General features: G+C 34.1%; 20 protein-coding genes. 9 read left to right on the top strand and 11 right to left on the bottom strand.

What is annotated here, in order from left to right; genetic code table 11:
• Nucleotides 1-11: 11 nt before the first annotated feature.
• On the bottom strand, nt 12-1,124 hold the full coding sequence (locus tag A2530_RS03345; protein WP_294885699.1) for an Mrp/NBP35 family ATP-binding protein: 1,113 nt from the start codon (nt 1,122-1,124) through the stop codon (nt 12-14).
• Nucleotides 1,125-1,336: 212 nt separating this feature from the next.
• On the bottom strand, nt 1,337-2,719 hold the full coding sequence (gene thiC / locus A2530_RS03340) for a phosphomethylpyrimidine synthase ThiC (RefSeq protein ID WP_294885697.1): 1,383 nt from the start codon (nt 2,717-2,719) through the stop codon (nt 1,337-1,339).
• 203 nt (nt 2,720-2,922) lie between these two features.
• Between thiC and A2530_RS03335 the strand changes: the two genes are divergently transcribed.
• The 4 genes from A2530_RS03335 to A2530_RS03320 are packed head-to-tail and all read left to right on the top strand — an operon-like array spanning nt 2,923 to nt 6,610.
• Nucleotides 2,923-4,044 carry a bifunctional 2-C-methyl-D-erythritol 4-phosphate cytidylyltransferase/2-C-methyl-D-erythritol 2,4-cyclodiphosphate synthase gene (locus tag A2530_RS03335; RefSeq protein WP_294885696.1) on the top strand — a complete coding sequence of 374 codons (1,122 nt, stop codon included), beginning with the start codon at nt 2,923-2,925 and terminating at the stop codon, nt 4,042-4,044.
• Nucleotides 4,041-4,928, top strand: coding sequence for a response regulator (locus A2530_RS03330; protein ID WP_294885694.1), 888 nt, complete (start codon nt 4,041-4,043; stop codon nt 4,926-4,928). Before A2530_RS03335 ends, A2530_RS03330 begins: the two co-directional genes overlap by 4 nt.
• Nucleotides 4,906-6,096, top strand: a complete 1,191-nt coding sequence (locus tag A2530_RS03325; RefSeq protein WP_294885692.1) for a sulfate adenylyltransferase — start codon at nt 4,906-4,908, stop codon at nt 6,094-6,096. Before A2530_RS03330 ends, A2530_RS03325 begins: the two co-directional genes overlap by 23 nt.
• A 7-nt stretch (nt 6,097-6,103) precedes the next feature.
• The gene (locus A2530_RS03320; RefSeq protein WP_294885690.1) at nt 6,104-6,610 is read left to right on the top strand and encodes a phosphatidylglycerophosphatase A; all 507 of its coding nucleotides are present in this window, start codon (nt 6,104-6,106) and stop codon (nt 6,608-6,610) included.
• Nucleotides 6,611-6,758: 148 nt separating this feature from the next.
• Here the strand turns inward: A2530_RS03320 and A2530_RS03315 are convergent, their stop codons facing one another.
• From A2530_RS03315 to gdhA, 5 genes are all read right to left on the bottom strand, one after another.
• Nucleotides 6,759-7,265 carry a hypothetical protein gene (locus A2530_RS03315; protein ID WP_294885689.1) on the bottom strand — a complete coding sequence of 169 codons (507 nt, stop codon included), beginning with the start codon at nt 7,263-7,265 and terminating at the stop codon, nt 6,759-6,761.
• A gap of 15 nt (nt 7,266-7,280) precedes the next feature.
• Nucleotides 7,281-8,078, bottom strand: coding sequence for a hypothetical protein (locus A2530_RS03310; protein WP_294885687.1), 798 nt, complete (start codon nt 8,076-8,078; stop codon nt 7,281-7,283).
• Nucleotides 8,075-9,172 (bottom strand): 4Fe-4S binding protein, encoded by a 1,098-nt coding sequence (locus A2530_RS03305; protein WP_294885685.1) that lies wholly within the window; start codon nt 9,170-9,172, stop codon nt 8,075-8,077. Before A2530_RS03305 ends, A2530_RS03310 begins: the two co-directional genes overlap by 4 nt.
• Complete coding sequence (locus A2530_RS03300; protein ID WP_294885684.1) at nt 9,173-9,790, bottom strand: molecular chaperone; 618 nt, start codon at nt 9,788-9,790, stop codon at nt 9,173-9,175. It abuts the gene before it with no gap.
• A 70-nt stretch (nt 9,791-9,860) separates the two neighbouring features.
• Nucleotides 9,861-11,216 carry an NADP-specific glutamate dehydrogenase gene (gdhA, locus tag A2530_RS03295; RefSeq protein ID WP_294885683.1) on the bottom strand — a complete coding sequence of 452 codons (1,356 nt, stop codon included), beginning with the start codon at nt 11,214-11,216 and terminating at the stop codon, nt 9,861-9,863.
• Between the two features lie 104 nt (nt 11,217-11,320).
• On the opposite strand from gdhA, the gene A2530_RS03290 reads away from it, so the two are divergent.
• Together A2530_RS03290 and A2530_RS03285 are read left to right on the top strand one after the other, a co-directional pair.
• Complete coding sequence (locus A2530_RS03290; protein WP_294885682.1) at nt 11,321-11,758, top strand: hypothetical protein; 438 nt, start codon at nt 11,321-11,323, stop codon at nt 11,756-11,758.
• Nucleotides 11,759-11,839: 81 nt separating this feature from the next.
• The gene (locus tag A2530_RS03285; protein ID WP_294885680.1) at nt 11,840-13,738 is read left to right on the top strand and encodes a methyl-accepting chemotaxis protein; all 1,899 of its coding nucleotides are present in this window, start codon (nt 11,840-11,842) and stop codon (nt 13,736-13,738) included.
• 6 nt (nt 13,739-13,744) lie between these two features.
• On the opposite strand, the gene A2530_RS03280 is transcribed toward A2530_RS03285, so the two are convergent.
• Nucleotides 13,745-14,113 carry a hypothetical protein gene (locus tag A2530_RS03280; protein ID WP_294885678.1) on the bottom strand — a complete coding sequence of 123 codons (369 nt, stop codon included), beginning with the start codon at nt 14,111-14,113 and terminating at the stop codon, nt 13,745-13,747.
• A 64-nt stretch (nt 14,114-14,177) separates the two neighbouring features.
• Here A2530_RS03280 and A2530_RS03275 point away from each other — a divergent pair, with 64 nt between their 5' ends.
• Nucleotides 14,178-14,579: a rhodanese-like domain-containing protein gene (locus A2530_RS03275; protein WP_294885676.1), complete on the top strand. Its 402-nt coding sequence runs from the start codon at nt 14,178-14,180 to the stop codon at nt 14,577-14,579.
• On the opposite strand, the gene A2530_RS03270 is transcribed toward A2530_RS03275, so the two are convergent.
• Nucleotides 14,576-17,689, bottom strand: coding sequence for an efflux RND transporter permease subunit (locus A2530_RS03270; RefSeq protein WP_294885674.1), 3,114 nt, complete (start codon nt 17,687-17,689; stop codon nt 14,576-14,578). The genes A2530_RS03275 and A2530_RS03270 overlap by 4 nt on opposite strands.
• 13 nt (nt 17,690-17,702) lie before the next feature.
• The gene (locus tag A2530_RS03265; protein ID WP_294885672.1) at nt 17,703-18,176 is read right to left on the bottom strand and encodes a hypothetical protein; all 474 of its coding nucleotides are present in this window, start codon (nt 18,174-18,176) and stop codon (nt 17,703-17,705) included.
• Nucleotides 18,177-18,258: 82 nt separating this feature from the next.
• On the opposite strand from A2530_RS03265, the gene A2530_RS03260 reads away from it, so the two are divergent.
• Nucleotides 18,259-18,969 (top strand): DUF445 domain-containing protein, encoded by a 711-nt coding sequence (locus A2530_RS03260; RefSeq protein ID WP_294885671.1) that lies wholly within the window; start codon nt 18,259-18,261, stop codon nt 18,967-18,969.
• Nucleotides 18,970-18,979: 10 nt separating this feature from the next.
• On the opposite strand, the gene A2530_RS03255 is transcribed toward A2530_RS03260, so the two are convergent.
• A complete protein-coding gene (locus A2530_RS03255; RefSeq protein ID WP_294885669.1) occupies nt 18,980-19,189 on the bottom strand; it encodes an RNA-binding S4 domain-containing protein in 210 nt (69 codons plus the stop codon).
• 135 nt (nt 19,190-19,324) lie between these two features.
• Between A2530_RS03255 and A2530_RS03250 the strand changes: the two genes are divergently transcribed.
• A complete protein-coding gene (locus A2530_RS03250; RefSeq protein WP_294885668.1) occupies nt 19,325-20,278 on the top strand; it encodes a WD40 repeat domain-containing protein in 954 nt (317 codons plus the stop codon).
• Nucleotides 20,279-20,372 lie beyond the last annotated feature (94 nt).

Below are 20,372 nucleotides of genomic sequence, written 5' to 3'. Positions count from 1 at the left end.
TATTTATATACCTAGTGTTTTGTACTGCAAGCAGATACGCCTGGAGGTGTCGTTGGCTGAACACTCTCATTACTTGCTCCGCCTTTTGCATTTACTGCTTCAATAGTAGCCCAGATAGATTCTGCTGCTTTCATATAACGTTTTGCGCTCTCACTAGTCGGATTTACAAAAGTAATTGGTTTACCTTCATCTCCACCTGTTCTAATACTCGGCTCGATAGGAATCTCAGCAATTATCTCTGTATCAAACTCTTTAGCCATAGGTCCTGATGTGCCTTTTCCAAAGATATCATACTCTACACCGGTGTCCGGAGCGATAAATCCGCTCATGTTTTCAACGATTCCTGCAATTGGAATATTTAACTTTCTAAACATATCAAGTGAACGACGAGAGTCATCAAGAGAAACACTTTGAGGCGTTGTAACGGTAAGACCTGCTGTTACAGGAACACTTTGAGCTAAAGTAAGTTGTGCATCACCCGTTCCCGGAGGCATATCGATAACCAAAACATCCAAATCGCTCCAAAGAATATCTCTTAAGAACTGTTCAATTGCTTTCATAATCATAGCACCGCGCCACATAAGCGACTGGCCCGGTTCCATCAGTGAGCCCATTGACATAACCTCAATACCGTAAGCTTTCATAGGAAGAACTTTATTTCCTGTAACTTCAGGCTTTAAATCTGCAATACCCATCATACGAGGGATGTTTGGACCGTAAATATCTGCATCCAAAAGTCCTACTTTTTTACCTTGAGCGGCAAGTGCAATAGCGATATTTACAGATGTTGTAGATTTACCGACTCCGCCTTTTCCTGAACTTACCATCAAAAAGTTTTTTATATGCGGTGCAATATTTTTACTCTTTGGTTTTGGAGCTTCAGGCATTTTTGGAGCTTTAATATTTACGGTAATATTAGCCGCACCTACTGCTTTAAGCTCACGAGTTGCATCATCTTTGATTTGCTGTGCAACTTCAGGAGCGCTTGAAGTAATCTCTACGTTAAAACTAACATCACTACCGTTAACCTCTATACTATTAACAAAACCAAAAGTTACAATATCCTTAGTAAAACCCGGATACAAAACTTTTGATAGTGCTGAATTTACAATATCTTTAGTCATTCTAATCTATTCCTTTTTATTAATTTTATAATTCCATCTTAGCAAAGCCAAAATAGCTCCGCTAACCGCTATGGTACAAAACGAAGTTTCTTTAGAAAAGCTGGCTTCTTTCTAAGCAGAATATTTTGCTTCCGTAATGCTATATTTTTAAGATGAAAGCATATCACAATTAAATAAGACAAAAATTATCCTATATCAATTAATTGTTTTTTTTAAGCCGTCCGTGCTTCTTTTTCTTTAGCTTCTCTTGCAATTTGCTCAATTGCTTCCGGATTATCCATAATTGTTTGAGTTATCTTGTATGAACAAAATTTCGGTCCGCACATCGAACAAAACTCAGCCTCTTTAAAAACATCTTGAGGAAGTGTCTCATCATGATATTCACGAGCTCTCTCTCCATCAAGTGCCAATTCAAACTGTCTCTCCCAGTTAAAAGCATATCTAGCATCGCTCATCTCATCGTCAATATCTCGCGCACCTTTTCGCCCTCTGGCAATATCTGCTGCATGCGCCGCAATTTTATAAGCGATAATTCCTTCACGAACATCATTCGCATTTGGAAGTCCCAAATGTTCTTTTGGTGTTACGTAACAAAGCATACTAGCTCCATGCCAACCGCCAACTGCCGCACCGATTGCAGAGCTTATATGATCATATCCAGCTGCAATATCTGTTACCAAAGGTCCCAATATATAAAAAGGCGCTTCATGACAAAGCTCACGTTGAAGCTTCATATTGCGTTCTACCTGATTTAGAGGTACATGCCCCGGTCCTTCAATCATAACTTGAACATTTTTCTCCCAAGCACGAAGCGTTAAATCACCTAAAACTTTAAGCTCTCCTAGCTGTGCATCGTCACTTGCATCCGCTAAACAACCGGGACGAAGAGAATCGCCTAAAGAGAGAGCAACATCATATTTTGCACAAATATCTAATATTTCATCATACGCAGTGTAAAATGGATTTTCTCTATGGTAGTGCATCATCCATGCAGCCATAAGACTCCCGCCGCGGCTTACTATTCCCATCTTTCTCTTTGCAATTTTAGGCATGGTCTCAAGTAAAAACCCCGCATGAATTGTAAAATAACTAACGCCCTGCTTTGCCTGACGCTCTAGTACCTCAAGCATAACCTCTATACTCAAATCTTCTATCTTATTTCCGACATCATGTAGAATTTGATAGATTGGAACGGTTCCTATAGGTATCTTCGATGATGCGACTACAGCTTTTCTAATCTCATCCAAATCACCGCCTGTTGATAAATCCATTGCAGTATCTGCCTTGTAATGTTGCGATACCTGCATTTTTTCAACTTCACCTTGAACATCAGAAGCAATAGCAGAAGACCCGATATTCGCATTAATTTTGCATTTTGCGGCAATTCCGATTGCCATTGGTTCTAATGATGTATGATTTACGTTTGCAGGAATTATTAGCCTTCCTCTTGCAATTTCACTGCGAACCAACTCAGGAGACAAATCTTCTATCTTTGCCACATACTCCATTTCCTCTGTAATTATGCCTTTTTTTGCATAATACATTTGTGTTTTAACGGGGTCATCTTGGCGTTTTTGCATCCATGAAGTTCTCATTACTTTCTCCTATAAAAATTATATATAATATATATCAAGTACTGGAAATATAATCAAATAAAGTTAATATAATATTAAGTTGCTTATTTGATTTAATAATTTATAAATTATTTGAATATTTATGAAAATAATCTACTTTTTCAAGATAAAAAAAAGCTTTTGGTGTGTATAATTTCGTAACACTTTTAATTCTAGGAGCTTGATTGTCTAATCTGACACTTATTTTACTTGCTGCGGGCAGTTCATCGCGTTTTGGACTAGATGTCAAGAAGCAGTGGCTTAGGATTGGAAATCTGCCTTTATGGCAGTTTGTAGCACAAAAATGCAAAAAAACGAGATATTTTGACAAAATTATTATAACTTCATCTTTTGATGATATAGAGTTTATGAAAAATTATGCGGATTTTACTTTCATCAAAGGCGGTGCCTCAAGACAAGAGTCTTTATACAATTCCCTTAAAGAAGTAGATACGCCGTATGTACTTGTAAGCGATATCGCGCGTTCTTGCATTAGCAAAGAGTTTTTAAGTCATATTATCTCTCATATAGGGCAAAGTGACTGCATCGTTCCATACTTAAACGTAAGCGATACGGTAGTTTATGAAGATAGAACCGTCGAGAGAGATAAGATAAAGATAGTTCAAACACCGCAACTTTCTCTTACATCTGCGCTCAAATCTGCGCTTGAACAAAAAGAGGAATTTACTGATGAAAGCAGTGCGATTGTAGCAAACGGCGGCTCAAGAATGTTTATACCGGGTCAAAAAGATGCTCATAAAATAACTCATCTGCATGACTTAAAAGAGTTGAATTGCCTTGAAGCACCATCAAATGACACTCTTAGCGGAAGCGGATTTGACGTTCATGCCTTTGATGATAAAGGCGACATGTATTTAGGCGGCATAAAGATAGATTCTGATTACGGATTTAAAGCTCATAGCGACGGCGATGTTGCAATTCACGCGCTTATTGATGCTCTTTTGGGTGCTGCAGGAATGGGAGATATCGGAATGCTTTTTCCTGATAATGATGACATGTACAAAGATATAGACTCAAAAAAACTACTAAAAACAGTTGTAACAAAACTTCACAATTTTGGATTTGTAATCGTTAATGTAGATTTAACCATAGCCGCCGAAAAACCAAGGATAGGAAACTATAAACTGCTTATGAGAAAGACTCTTAGTGATATATTAGAGATAGAGAGTTCAAGAGTAAACATAAAAGCTACAACAACTGAAAAACTCGGTTTTATAGGTCGGGGCGAAGGGGTCGGAGTAATAGCAAACGCAAATTTAAAATATTTTGATTGGACAAAAATTTGAAGATACTGATTATAGAAAATGAGGTTTATTTAGCGCAAAGCATAGCTACAAAACTAAGCGAATTAGGTCATGTTTGCGAGATGTGTACATCAACAAGAGATGCTATTAAAAGTAACAACTATGATGTCGTTTTACTCTCTACAAATATTAACGGTCAAGATTTCAATCCGGTAATTGATACATTTAAAAAGTCTATTATTATTTTAATGGTCTCTTATATTAGCAACGATACAGTATCTAAACCTCTCTCGGCAGGAGCTAAAGATTATATACTAAAGCCCTTTATGATTGAAGAGTTGATTAGAAAGATAAATCACTATCAAGATTATGAGAAACTTAAAAAAAGAAATGAAGCTTATGACAAATATTTGACACACACCTTCTCTTCACTTTCCAATGAACATAACTTTGACAATTTAGAACTTCCTCTTTTTATATCATCGGCATATCAAAAACATGCAGACTCTTTTGCTTTTGAATATGCAAAAAAGAAAAACTTGCCGTTGCATTTTATAACACTTAGCGATTCAAAAGCACTAAACGAAATAGAGTCAATTACCGGAAATTCTATAATCTATATTATTGATTTTCAAACCATTAAAAAAAGTGATAGAAAAGCTCTTTATGCAGCTATAGAAAAGAAAAGAGCGATAATTTCAAGCACCGATAAGATAGAAGATGACGAATATGATATTATAGAGATTAAAAGCGAAAGCAATATTTTTGATCAGGGAGAAATTCTTCCTATAGAAGACTATGTAAAATATATAGTTTTAAATTATCAACATAAATTTCCTGATACGGAACTATCTAAAAAACTCGGTATTAGTCGCAAAAGCTTATGGGAAAAGCGAAAGAAGTATGACATTGTTAAGAAAAAATAAAACGTTATTGATAGATAAGGAAGCTGCATCGGCATTAGAGCTTCTTAAAGACGGTCTGCTTTCGCCTGTTGAGTCCTTGATGAACGAGCAACAAAGCAAAGATATTTTAAAAACAGGCATTATTGACGGTAAATCATTTCCGTTTCCTTTTATTTTAGCACCATCTGGAAAAATGAATGCAGAGGTTTTAAGCTCATTAAAAACTGGTGAAGAACTTACAATTCTTTATGATGAGAAACCTTTTGCTTCTTTGATAGTTGACGAAGTTTTTCACATTGACCCAAGCGATAGGGTAAAACAGATATATGGTACAGATGATATCTCTCATCCAGGTGTTATGGCAACGCTTAAAAGACTGGGTTCTTTGGCGGTAAGCGGAGAATATACTCTTATAAATAAATCAAGCAATACAAACAAACAAACAATTGAAGATGCCAAAAAATTAATTGACGCAAAACATACCACAGCACTTGTTATGGCTGCAAATCCTCTGCACCGCGCACATGAAAGGTTGATTCGCCAAACTCTTGAAAATACTGATTTACTTGTGATTTTTCTTCTAAAGCCATATACAAAATCAAATTTGGAATACAAAATAAGAAAAAAAGCTCTTGACTTTTTTATAAATAATTTTTTAACAAAAAATCATGTCATTATCGTTCCGCTTGAAAACAGTTATATTTTTGCAGGATATAATGAGATAATTTTAGATGCTATTGTTGCAAAAAATTACGGCTGCGATAAATTGACAATCGGGCGAAATCATGCAGGACTTGGAATGTTTTATGACTGTAACTCCAACAAATCCATAATTGACAAAGTAATAGGCATAGATATAGAGATTACCGTTGCAAGCGAATATGTTTACTGCGATAAATGTACAACGCTTGTTAGTAAAAATACATGTCCTCACGGTCAACATCATCAGATATCTTATCACTCTACCTCTATTTTAGAACTATTAGAGCTTGGTATTTTGCCTCCTACCATACTTATGAGAAAAGAGATTTCAGCAGTAATTCTCTCAAAACTTCATCCAAACAGATTTCAAAATTTAGAGAAACTCTACTATGATATACTTCCGACAGAGGGTCTTTTAGAAGAGCATACTGAAAATGATTTTTACTTAGAGTTGATGAAACTATATCAAACAACATCTCTTACTTAGGAAATAAATGAACTGGTTTTTTATAACACTAGGTTACAGCGGATTAGCTCCAAAAGCTCCAGGAACGGTAGGGACGCTTGTTTCTCTTCCTATTGGGATGCTTATACTTATATATTTTGATGCTCAAACTCTTTTTTTATCGGCTCTTCTTATCACTATAATTGCCATAAAAGAGATAAACAAATATGAAGTAAAAAGCGGCATACATGACGATAAACGCATTGTTATAGATGAGCTTGCAGGAATGTGGTTTGCACTAAGCGTTGCACCTGCAATTAGTATCGGTTTTAATGAAATAGCAGATTTACAAAATGGATTCTTAATTCAAAGTCTGCTCTCTTTTGTGCTTTTTAGATATTTTGATATTACAAAACCATCTATTATCGGCAGACTAGACCGTGAAGCAAAAGGCGGCATCGGTGTTATGGGTGATGATATTGTCGCAGGATTTGTTGCTGGAATTCTAAGTGCTCTTATTTGGCAGGGTTGGTTGCAGGTTCAAGATATATTTTAGTTTTTTAGTTTTTTCAAAAAATCAAAGAACTCTTGTATGAATTAAAAGAGTGATGCAGTTGCAAGGCGTGCGCAAGGAAGGATACTGTAGTATCTGACGAACGCAATAACGAAGCAAATGCTTTGCTATTTTAATTCTAGTGACTTAGTTAAATAAATAGCGGGTCGTCGGTCGGCTCGATCTCTTCAAAATCTTCTATAATCTGCTCAAACATCTTTATAGTTTTTTTAGCTTTTACAATATTTTCATCAAAAATAGTTTTTGAAGCAGGGAAAGCTTCACTAAGTTCTTGATAAATCAAAATACGCCCGTTTATATGTTTTTCTATCTCCGTAAAAGCATTTTTTAGATACTCTTTAGAGTTTGTATGTCTAAAAAGAGCTCTAACCATCTTTATACGCTCTTTAATAGGAAGAGACTCATCTATAGCCTCTGCAATTCTCTTTATATCCAGTCTTGATAGATATACTCCGCTTATTGCCGGAGCTAAAAGTTTATGCGTAAGTGCATCTACAAATTGCGGTACCGGTTCTTCGTCTTCTTTGTCTCCGCCATCTGGATTTTGTTGCGTCATATCCTCCGGATCAATCGAGCATTTATCTTTTACAAATTTATCAAATTCTGCTCTTAAATCACTTAAATCGTGTTGGTTCATACTTATATTCCTATATTAAAATTTCATATCGCTTTTATCATCCTCAAGATGCTTTTTCTCTTTTAAAAACTCAAAGGCTCCGCTTCCTAGTTCATCTAACATGTCATCAAAACCTATGTAGTTTTCTTCAAGTTCAACCGCTCTTATTTTTAGTGCCGAAAACTCTTTTTTATTTTTCATGTCAATGTTTATTTTACCGAGCTTTTTTACCGTATGCAGCGTATCAAAATCTGAAAAATCTATAACGGCATCAAAACTGGAAAAATCAACTTCCATCGACTCTGCAATACGGTTGATATCCGCATTTGGTATCTGCATTTTTGTTGAAAATTCCATCAGCTTTTCTAAATCGTCGTAAAAATAGCTTATCTCAAAACCATCTGCTAAATAACAAAATGCTTTAGCCCTTGAACCTATTCCAATAAGTGCTACTTTTTTGCAGTTTTTATCCTTTAGATATTTAACCAACACACCGATACTAAAAATATCCCCGACAAGCTTATCTTTGTCTCTTATCAATATATCACACATTCCAGATTTTTTAACAACTTCACTAGCACTATCGAGAATCTCTACGACACTTTTGGTGTATTCATTTGATATCAAAGCACCGTTTACATGTGACTTTTTCATATTTGAAATTGTATAGTAAAAATCATCCTCGCGAATATTCATAGGAATAATCATTGCATTTTTATTATTAGCCTTAAAGAGCCTGTTTATAGCGGCACTTATGCTGTTCTGAGCGGCATATTCGCCTATAAAACCATAAAGTTTAGTATGATGAGAAATCTCATTTGCACTATTCATCATTGTCCGACTATCCCCCATAATTCTTTAGCTTCTTCATCTTCCGCCTTACATCTGTAGCAGAGCCTCTCACTGCCGTTTGTACTAAAAATAACATTGCACTCGTCACATCTTTTTACACTGAATTTTATCAAGTTATGAACCTCAGGCTCAAAAAACTCTTTAACTGCGTATGATGGTGAAAATGTAATAGCATTTGGTTCACATACATCATGACATATATGGCACTTTATACACAAAAACGGGTCAAAATCAATCTTTGAGTTTTTAATATCTGAACTAAGTGCTCCGCTTGGACAGACCCTGTAACACATCTGACATGCAGTACATGTAGCATCATCTAAGAGTTTCATAGAAGTAAATGACAACTCGTCTGCCTCAATTACATGATATATTGAAGGTTTTTTAACTCTTTTAATTGCCGTAAAAAAGAGTTTTCTTCTATCCGTTATACGCTTTTGCTTTAAAAGCGCTATATCACTTTTTTGCAAAGTATGTTCAACCAGCTCATCTGTAGCTTTTTGAATCTCTTTTTCAAACTCCATCTTTGTTTTTACAACATTTTTAAGATTTACTTTACTAAAAAAATCTCTTCGGTTGCTCTCTTTTACTTCAGCCTTGCTCTCGTATTTGACATTTTCTACTCTTATTTTGGCTTCACTCTCCATTGCCTTTAGTATATAAGACGCCTCTTCATAGTTTTTTTCTATTTGAGGTCTGCATTTATGCGCTATATGACACTCGTCACAATGCCCCATATCAAAAACTATCTCCTTTTTCAATAGAGCAATAGAGATAATGTTTTCTATATTTAAAGCTGCTATACAAGGAACATTTTTTCTACATGAGATAAGGCTTTCTTCATCTTCCATAAAACTAAAAAAGAAGTTTGTCGTATTAAAATCATCCAAAGAGAGAGCTTCGTTTGGGCAGATGGCATCACATGCCCCACACTCTACACATGCAGAAAAGTTGATACTAGGAAGAGGATTGGCACCTATTACTATAGCCTCTGTAGGGCAAATAACTTCACATCTGTTACATTCACTCTCTTTTGAGAGCAGACGAACACAACGGCTAGCCTTTAGCTGTATCATCTATATATTTAATTCCTTGTTTAGATACTCGTTATCACTAAGAATAAACTCTAAAGCCAAATCTGCAGCATCATAATAAAGAGGTGTTCTTGCTTCATATTTAACATTAATCAGATACATTGGCGCCCATTTTAAAAGATGTTTATTTAAAAACTCTCTCTGAACCTCTCTAAGGTCTTTTATAGCACTTATATTATCATCTTCTAAAGCCCTTAACTCAGCCTCTACAAGATGATGCATAAACTCAAGCTCTACACCTATATGATCTGCCGAAACAGTACGTGCAACCTCATAGTCAACCATAAAATTATATGTGCTGTACATATCAGTTACGGGATTTGCGCCGCCGGTTTCAATCTTTTGGTCTTCTCTTGTATAAAATGTCTCATAAGGAATAAGGTGTAAAAGCGATAGATTTACAAAATCAGGATTAAAATACTCCTCTAAAAGCTTACTATTTTTAACTTCATCAAATGGTTTCCACTCTTTTAAAGTAGGGAAAAAATCTAATATATTTTCATCATTTTTAATTGTACTTAATATATCTTCATCTAGCTCTTGGAGTAAAACACGAGATATTAATGCATAGATATTTGCTCTTGCTTTTGTATTTTGCATAATCTTTTTCTTTGAGTATAAATTTCTTGTACGAGATTTTATCAAAAAAGTCTGAATATACGGTTATAGACTAAATTCCCTCGGCAATCATTGCATCCGCAACCTTTTTAAATCCGGCTATATTTGCTCCGTCAACATAATTTCCTTCGACTCCGTAATCTCTTGCCGCCAGAACTACTCTTTTACAAATCTGCTGCATAATATTTTTTAATTTTGAGTCAACCTTTTCAAAACTCCATCTCTGCATTGAAGCATTTTGACTCATTTCAAATTCGCTTACCGCAACTCCGCCTGCGTTTGCCGCTTTTGCAGGAGCAAAACATACTTGATGATTTAAAAAAACATCTATTGCTTCCGGAGTAGATGGCATATTTGCTCCTTCGCTTACACAGGTACACCCGTTTGCAATTAAATTTAATGCATCAAGTTCTGTGAGTTCATTTTGTGTTGCACACGGAAACGCAGCATAACACTGAATATTCCAAACGGCATGTTCACCTTGGTTATAATCTGAAACAGGAATATATTTAGCCTCCGTATGCACCTCTATATACCTTTCAAGAGATACTCTTTTTTCCAGCTTTAACTCTTTTAAGAGTTCTAAATCAACTCCTCTTGAATCATATATCGTACCTTGAGAATCACTACAAGAAACCGGTATTGCTCCTATATGCAAAAGTTTTTCTATTACATGTAGTGCTACATTTCCGGCACCGCTAACTGTACATATTTTGCCGACTAGACTCTCTTTATTTTCCATATCAAGCATCGTCTGCGTAAAATAAACAACTCCGTATCCGGTTGCTTCGGGTCTCATAAGAGAACCGCCGAACATATAAGGCTTACCGGTTAAAACACCGTCATAAGATGATGTAATTTTTTTATATTCGCCAAAAAGATATCCTATCTCACGTGAACCTACGCCGATATCTCCGGCAGGAACATCAATACGAGGACCAATGTATTTATGAAGCTCAGTCATGAATGCAGAACAGAATTTCATTATCTCAAAATCACTCTTGCCTTTTGGGTCAAAATCACTCCCGCCTTTTGCTCCGCCAATGGGTAAACCTGTAAGCGCATTTTTTAAAATTTGCTCAAATCCTAGAAATTTCAAAATACCCTCATTTACAGATGGGTGAAAACGAAGACCGCCTTTATATGGACCTAGTGCATTATTGAATTGAACTCTGTAGCCTGTATTCACTTGAATATTATTGTTATCGTCAAGCCATGTTACTTTAAATTTTATAACTCTATCAGGCACTACAAGTCTCTCTAAAACAGCATATTTTTTATATTTTTCATCAGATTCTAAGAGTGGAGAAATTGAATAAATAACCTCTTCCATTGCTTGATAGAAAACTTTATCTTGATCACAATTTGATGTTTCTAACTTTTTAATATCGTTTTGAACTATACTCATATATCCCTCTAATTATTTTCTAAAATACTGCCAAATTTCAATTGTACAATTGTACAATTAATTGATATAAAACAAATACCTTTTGTAATTACTTATGTTAAAATTTGCCAAAAAAAGGATTTCTTATCACTTACACTCTAATACATACAATTCATATTTTTTCAGTTTTTATCTACGGCGGTTTTTTATTTATAGATATCTTGTTTTTATCTAAAATGCAGCAGGGTCTAAGTGGTGATGAATATGCAAAAGCAAGAGAAGCTATAATGGTACATGTAAGAAAAGTCGTTCCTTATGCTTTAATGGTAGCAGTTGCAAGCGGTTTATACATGTTTACACAAATATTCGGAAAGATTGAAAACAATACGCTTTCATACTTTCAAACTCTCCTTAGTATAAAAGCATTTTTTGGTTTGTGGCTGGGTGTAAGAGGAATAAACCAAAAGCTCTTTAAAATAAATCCATGGGTATTTAAAAGTCATTTTTTCCCATTTAGTTTAGTTGTTATTATTATTCTTCTTTCACAATTCATGTACCTATAAAATACATAATTTAAGGACATTTTTAAAAAAATAGTGTAAAATGTAACAAAATAATCTCAAACTAAACCATAAGGATTTATTATGTTTCAAAATTTAAGTATTCATAAAAAAATGAACTACTTTATTGCACTGGTTAGCATTTCAGTTTTCTCTGCAGCCGTTTCTATATTTCTTGCAATGGGACATATTGAATCCAAATATGACCATTTGCATCACAATTCTATGATAAGTGCTCTGACTACACTTAAAGTAGAGAAAGGTTTAAACTATATCAGCAGAACCTCTCGCGATATAATTCTTGGCGGAGATTATGAAAAAAATATAATTAAACTTAGTGAGACAACTGAGAGTATAAGAGCGCATTTTAATTCTTTAGAAAAATTAATGGAAAATGACGAATCTTTAAATATTGTCAAAGAAGCAAAAAACTCAACAATGCTATTTTTAGACAACTCTCTAAAAATGATGAAATCTCTTGACAAACAAGATATAAAAGATAGTAAAGAGATAATATATAAAAATTATCACAATGAGTTAACACCTTTTGCAAACGCTTCAAGAGACTCATTTAAGAAACTTGTTGAACTAAAATCTAATGAACTTGAAAAGGATTCTGCTGGTTTAGGAAAAGAGATAAACTTTTTTAAATATTTAACTCTTATTGCGGGAATAATTGTCGGTATTGTAGTACTTGTTTTAGCTAATATAATCAGAAAATCTATCACGGGTGGAATTAATGAGTTTACATCTCTAATCGGGTATGTTTCAAGGGGAGATTTTAGTCATAAGGCGACAACTACAGATAAAAGCACTGAACTTGGGGTTATGGGCTATGAGCTGTCTGAACTTATAAATCATACAAAAAACCTTATACATGAGATAAATACTACCATTACTGACGCATCTAAAGGAGTATTTACACATAAAATCTCATCTGATGGAATGAGCGGCGAATTTGTTGATGCAATAAAAAGTGTTGAAAAAAGTATAGAGTTTATGAAAACACAACATAGCAAAGCACAGAGGGATGTTTTTAACTCAAAAATCAGCACAAGAAGTGTAACAGTATCAGAGTCACTTTCATTGATAATATCTAATTTGAGTGCAAATATAAATGACCTAAAAATAATTACATCAGCTACAAAAGATGCCTCTGAATTAGCTATTAATTCTCGCAACGATATTACTGAAATTGTTAATGAATTAAATGCTCTAAGTGAACAAGTAAGCATTAATAATCATAGTATTTCAGAAATAGCTACTCAAGCAAATGAGATAACATCGGTTATTGAGCTTATTACCGACATAGCCGATCAGACAAATCTTTTAGCTCTTAATGCTGCAATTGAAGCAGCTCGTGCAGGTGAACATGGACGCGGTTTTGCCGTAGTTGCCGATGAAGTACGTAAGTTAGCAGAGAGAACACATAAAGCAACCGGTGAGATATCGGTATCTATTAAATCACTGCAACAAGACATGAGTGAAATTCAAACAAGTTCTGATATTATGAAAGCGACCGTTGAAGGCTCTACTCAAAAAATAAACGGGTTTGAAGAGACTCTAATAGAGCTGAGCAACAACTCCTCACAAATAGTCGATTACTCTTACGGCATGGAGAACAGCATATTTGTAGTACTTGCAAAACTTGAACATATTCTTTATAAATCTCGTGTTTATAACTCTATAGTTTCACTCAAAAAGATATTCCAGCAACAAAATACTCATCAGTGTGATTTGGGTACATGGTATGAGGGAGAAGGAAAAAGAAGATTTTCACAGACTCCGTCTTATTTAAAAATAGCTTCTCCACATGAGACAGTTCACAGTAATGCAAATAAAAATCTTACATATTTAGATAAAAATCCTCAAGAAAATACTCTTGAAAACTCTATTGCAATCGTTGATAATTTTGATGAAATGGAAAAAGCTTCAACAGAACTTTTTACTCAATTAGACAACATGTTAAAAGAGTCAAAATAGAAAAAACTATTCCCACTCGTCGAATTTAGAGTGGGAGTGCTTCTCTTTTTTATAACGTCTTGCATTTTTGGTCTTGTCTAACTGGTTTGATGCGTAAAGAATATCATCTTTTACCTCTTGCATATCTTTATCACTGCTTTTATATAGAATAATTTTTTTAACTAGTTTTTGCAGCTCCTGTAAGTCGCCTTTATAAAGTGCTATTTCATCGACCCTTTGCAAGACTTTTAAGCTATTTTCAACTTTTTTATCATACCCCTCTTTTGAGAGAATTGATGTACTTGAGATATACGATACGATACTCTTGTGAAACCTCTCCAATGCTCTTACATAGCGAACTCTTTGCGAATTATCTATAGCTTTTTGCGATGCCATTTTTTACCTATTATTTATTTGTTGATATAATTATACACTTAATTATTTATTATGGAGAGTTACATTGAAAAAAATTTTGTTGTCTGTTTTGATTTTGTCTGTTTCACTTTTTGCAAGCGTTACTAATGAAGAAGCTTCACAAGCGTTGATTGACTCAAAAATGCCTATTGTAGATATACGAACACCGGGAGAGTGGAAAGAGACCGGACTTTTAAAAGGCTCTATTCCGATTATGCTCTTTGATGAAAAAGGAAAATATGACCTAAAACTTTTTTTAGAAGATTTAAACAAAGCTGTTGATACAAAAAAGCAATTTGCAATTATTTGCAGAACCGGAAGTAGAACAAAAATATTGGCACAATTTTTATCACAAAAGCTTAACTACGACGTAGTCAATATAAAAAGCGGTATTGTTTATGCGAAATATATTAAATTACCTATACTGCCGTATCAACCAAATAACTAAAACGTTGTACTCTTTTTCTCTAAAACCTTAAGTGGTTCGATTTTATTTATAAGGGCATAAAGAATCGGCAGATAAAGCAGATTTAAAACCGTTCCCCAAACTAAACCAAATCCCAAAGATATCGCGATAGGCTGTAAAATAACTGCTTGTCCCGATGCATAAAAAATCAAAGAAAAAAGCCCTAAAAAGGTAGTCAAAGATGTTATGACAATCGGACGGAGTCTTAATTTTGCTCTTTTTAAGAACTCCTCTAGGTTGTGTGTTCCATGCAAGAAATCAAGCATAATTATTCCATCGTTAATAACAACGCCTGCTAAACCTAAAATCCCAATAATTGAAGGCATTGTCAAGTTTATACCAAGCAGTTTGTGTCCTAAAAGCGCTCCTAAAACCGACAAAGGTATAACGCTCATTACCATAAGAGCATATTTTATTTTTGAAAAAATTAACAGTAGGGTTAAAAAGATCAAAAATATTGCCAAGAAAATTGCTTTTTTCATATCATCCTTTAACTGCTGATTCTTCTCTTTTTCTCCAAGAAGCATAACATCTACGCCGGAATCTCTTATCTCGTTTATAGTAGGCTCCAGCTTATCTAAAACATCTTGTGAAGTGGTCTTTCTTTTGTCTATATTTGCAAAGACGGTTTTTATTATATTTCCGTTTAATTTATTTATTTTTTCGTAATCTCTTATCTGAGTTATCTCTGCAATATCTGCCAATCTTACGTATCTGCCGTCACTAAGAGCAATATTGAAATCTAAAAAGGTTGAGAGATTATCTTTGGCGCTATCTTCCGTTCTTATCTCCATAACACCTAAATTATTAAAAGTAGTTGCTTGCTTTTGCTCTAAAAAATAGGTGCTTAGTGTTTTTGCGACTACTACTTCGCTAAGCCCCAAACTCTCTCCGTAAGAGTTTACTTTAATCTTATACTCTGTTTTTCCATACTTTATATTGTCGCTGTAGTCTCTAATATTTTCTAGTTTAGAAATCTCTTCTTCTAACCTTTTTATACCTTTTTGAAGTGCTTTGTCATCGCTTCCGGATAAATTTATTTGTATATCGCTTCTAATAAGTCCGGGCTTATCTTCCATAACACCCAAATCTTCCATGTCATACTTCTTTTTATAAACTTTTATTATCTCTTTTGCTCTAGGAGAGAGTTCAAACGTCTGCTTATCTCTTATTTTTTCCGGATTATTAAAGTCAAAAGTAAAGTTTAAAACCGGATTTATATACATGTCAATCCAATTCGTATCTTTTCTGTCATAAAGCTCCATAGTAATCATAAAGACACTATTATTTCTTTGCGTCTCTCCTGATAAACTTCTCCTATATCCGACGGTAGATGATATCGACTTAAGAGAGAACTCTTGTGCGTGTTCCATTAATTTTGCTTCAATCTCTTTTGAAATTGCATATGTCTCTTCTAAAGGAGTATTTATATTTAATTTCCCTGATACATAAAGATAGTTTCCGTCAAAATTTGGAAAGAACTGAAATTTCATAGATTTTGCTACAAAAATAGTAGCCAGTGGAATTAAAATCAAAAAAAGCAAAAGAGATATCTTTTTATAATTTAAAAACTTTAAAATAACCCTCTCATATAAATTTTGAAAAGGTACCCAGCTAATTAAATTGTTACTTTTTCTTAAATACTCCTGCGCATGAAGAGGTAAAAACAGAAAACTCTCTAAGAGTGATCCAAGTAAAATAATTATAACGATGATCGGAACAAGAACTATAAAAAGAGCTATTTCGCCTTGCATCATAAATATAGGCAAGAATGCGGCTGCAGTAGAGACGGTTGCAAGCGTTACAGGCAACATCATCTCTTTTACGCCTAATATTGCCGCATCGTAATTATCCATTCCATCATCGATATGACGTTGAATATTTTCACTCACTACAATTGCATCATCTACAACAATACCTATAACTATCAATGCTCCCAGCAAAGAGACGATGTTAATAGAGTATCCCATATAGTAAATACTAAGCAGTCCTATCATAAAAGAAAAAGGTATTCCAAGGGCTACAATTATTGCTATTCTAAGGTTTATCAATATATACATAGATATAAAAACTAAAACCAGGCCAAACATCAGGTTTGAAATTATTACGTTTAATCTCTGCTCAACAGGCTTTGAGGTATCTTGATAAAAGTCAAAATAAACATCTTTATAATTTTTACCGATTTTTTCAATATATGCTCTTAGCTCTTTAGATAATACTAAAGAGTCCCCTTTTGTCCCTTTTGATATTACCAGTGAAATTGTCTGCTTATTATTAAATGTTGCCAGTGTATCCGTCTGCGGATACTCTATACTTACCTCTGCAATATCGCCTAGTCTTATATATTTGTCGTCAATATTTAAGATACTCTCTTTATACTCCTGAGCATTTGCTTTACCGTTTGATGTTGATATGTAAGCAAAATTTCCCTTCTGCTCTATATTTCCAACAGGAAAGATATAAGATAGATTTGCTATTGCCTTTTGTACGCTTGCATGTTGAAGCCCATAAGCCAAAACTGCCTGAGAGTCTATTTTTATAAGAACTTCTTCGTTAGAGTCTCCGCGTATAAGAACTTCGCTGATATTATTAAGTTTTGATATTTTTGATTTTAAATCCTGCGCTATTACAGTAAGTTCGCCTATTGAAAGAGCCGATGATGATACTGCGAGTTTTATCAATGATCTTTTTTTATCCAGCAAATTTGCAATGGGTTCATTCATATCCGATGGCAGATTTTGCCTAATTAAAGCTATAGAGTCTTTTACTTTAGATAAAACGGTCTCTCTGCTTGTATGTTCGCTGAGTGTCAGTAGGATTGCAAAAGCACCGGGAGTGATAGTTGTTTCCGTTTTGTCGATACCGCTAATATTGCTTAGCTCATCTTCTATGTCGCGAACAGCCATTTTATCCATAACCGTAGCACTTGTTCCCCTATATGAACCCATAACGCTTATCTGGTCAAGTTCAACATCGGGAAAAATCTCTTTTGGAATGTTTATATAGGCATTTACTCCCATAAACGCAAGAAAAACAAGTAACATGTAGTTTAATCTACTGTTTTTTATAAAATACTCTATCAACGTATTCAATCTATACTCTTTTTTATAAAAGTGATTTGATTACATTACTTACACCTTGATGCAAGTTATAATTTGAAATAGGAAAATCCAAATACTCATTTTCCAAATTAACGCTATTACGCGCCAGATAGTCGCCTAATGGTTTTAAATCTATATTTTTATATCTCTTACATGTAGTCTCATCAAGGTTTGTTCTAAGCAAAATTCCTGCTTCGTTAGATTTTTGAATAGTAAAGGCTAAAGTTTTAAGACTTACAAAATCACTCCACAAAAAAAAGAGTTCCGGAATCAACTCCGCAGCCGCTTCTCCTTCGGGATTAAAAAGCATATCTGCTTCTCTTAGCGGAATCAAAACGCTTAAAATAGCTTCACTAAAAGGTACAACCCTATCTCTCCAAAAAGGGGACTCATTCCTATTTTTTAATTCATTCTCTAAAGTTCGTAAAATTGTTTGTATATCTGCATTTTTAAAAAGATTGTAGCTCTCTTGTTTCATAAAACTTCCGTTTAATATTAAATTCACGCCATTATAGAATAGTTTTTGTATAATTTCGCTTTTATCACATAGGAGATATATTTTGAAATTAAACAAAAGCTTTATAACAAATCTAATAGCATCAACTCTTGTTATTTTATCGTTTTTATTTGAAGGCAATTTTGCCTCTTTGCTTCTTTATAGCGGACTTTTTGCGCTCTCAGGCGCACTTACGAATCAACTGGCAATTCACATGTTGTTTGAACGCGTTCCTTTTTTATACGGTTCAGGCGTAATTCCAGCAAGGTTTGAGGCTTTTAAAGAGTCTATAAAAAACCTTATGATGAGTCAATTTTTTACAAAAGAGCAGTTGGAGAACTTTTTTCAAAATGAGGAGAAGAAGATGAATCTAACACCTATTATTGAAGATACCGATTTTGCTCCTGCTTTTGATGCACTGAGCAAAACGGTCATGGAGTCGTCATTTGGAGGAATGCTTGGAATGTTCGGCGGAGAGAGAGCACTTGAAGGGCTTAGAGAGCCGTTTTCTTTAAAGATGAAAAATGCCGTTATAAAAATAGTTAACAGTGAAGCCTTTAACTACACACTGCAAAACCACTTGCAAAAATCCTCTCTAAACGATGACATGTTAAAATCTATCGAAAGCATTATAGAGATAAGACTAGGCGAATTAACCCCAGAGATGGTAAAAGAGATGGTTCATACGCTCATAAAAGAGCACCTCTCTTGGCTTGTTCTCTGGGGCGGAGTATTTGGCGGTTTAATTGGGCTTGTAAGCTCTTTTTTGCTTTAAGCACAAAAACTTATTTAGAAAAAACTTCTATAACAACGTCGGCTACTTCTATGATGTCGCCGCTACGGATTTTAGCTCTTTTTCTAAGCTCTGTTTCACCGTTTCTTTTTACATGTCCATCGGCTACAATAAGCTTTGCTTCAGCGCCGCTATCAACCAAATCCAAAACTTTTAAAAGTTTAAATAGCTCTATATACTCATCATTTAGCTCATATTTCATACCGTATTCCTTTTATTTTTGTAATAATATCCAATTAAAATAAAAACTTTTTTTTAATTTAAATAAAGTTTTAAATACAAATTGTCATTTTTTATTGTAGAATTGACAGATTTTATGCAGAGGATTTAAAAATTCGTGAGCAAGCCATTTTTACTATTTTTATTACTTTTTAATATTACAATACACGCTAAAGATATATCTCCGGTTTTAAGTTTTAAGTCTGTCGGCTTTATAAATGATTTTGTAGTACATGAAAATACTCTCTACGCTGCAAATGATATGGGAACGGTTGACATATTTGATATCAAAACCGCAAAAATTATAAATCAAATCTCACTTCCCCCTATAACTTCCTCTTTTAATAAAATTATTCCACCTGATATTCTTAGCGTAGATTACTTAGACGGAAAAGTACTTATTCTAAGTGTTGGAGAGAGTGCATATAGAAATGTTTGGATATATGAGAATCACATATTAAAACATATTGTTGATGAGAGCAAAAAACTACTTATAAAAGAGGCTCGTTTTGTAGATAAAGAGAAGATATTACTAGCTACACTCGGTTCTGACATGATTTTACATGATGTACTAGAAAACTATAATTTATACAATTCTCACGTCTCAAACAGCACTATCGGTGACATATCATTAAGCATTGACAAACAAAAGATTATTATGTCAGATGAGAGCGGAGAAGTTAAAATTATAGATACAAAAAGCTCAAATACGGTTGCAAGCTTCTCCTCGCAAAATGTAGATAATATATTTAAAGTTGCCTATGCAAATGGTGTTATAATAACCGCTGGACAAGACAGAAGAGTCGGAGTTTATGCGCAAAACGAAGAGCCTTATCATATAAAAAGTGATTTCCTAGTATTTTGCGTAGGTATTAGCCCAAGCGGTAAAATCGGTGCCTTTTCTAGCGGAGAGCAGAATAATTTAGAACTTTTCGATACAAAAACAAAAATAAAATCCCACCGTTTAATAGGACATAAAAGTATAATAACTCAAATAAAATTTACAAATGAGCAAGAACTATTTAGCTCAAGCAGAGACAACTTTGTACTAAAATGGATATTGCCACAATAATCACAAATTCGGTGTAGTATTGTAACAAAATTGTCACAAATATTGCAATTTTACTATAAAATTAAAAAAACTTATACTATAATAATAATATAAT

It is taken from the genome of Sulfurimonas sp. RIFOXYD2_FULL_34_21 (assembly GCF_001830805.1).
Taxonomy (GTDB): domain Bacteria; phylum Campylobacterota; class Campylobacteria; order Campylobacterales; family Sulfurimonadaceae; genus Sulfurimonas.
Note: the sequence above shows the minus strand (reverse complement) of the source record. Positions and strands in the feature narration are given on the sequence as shown.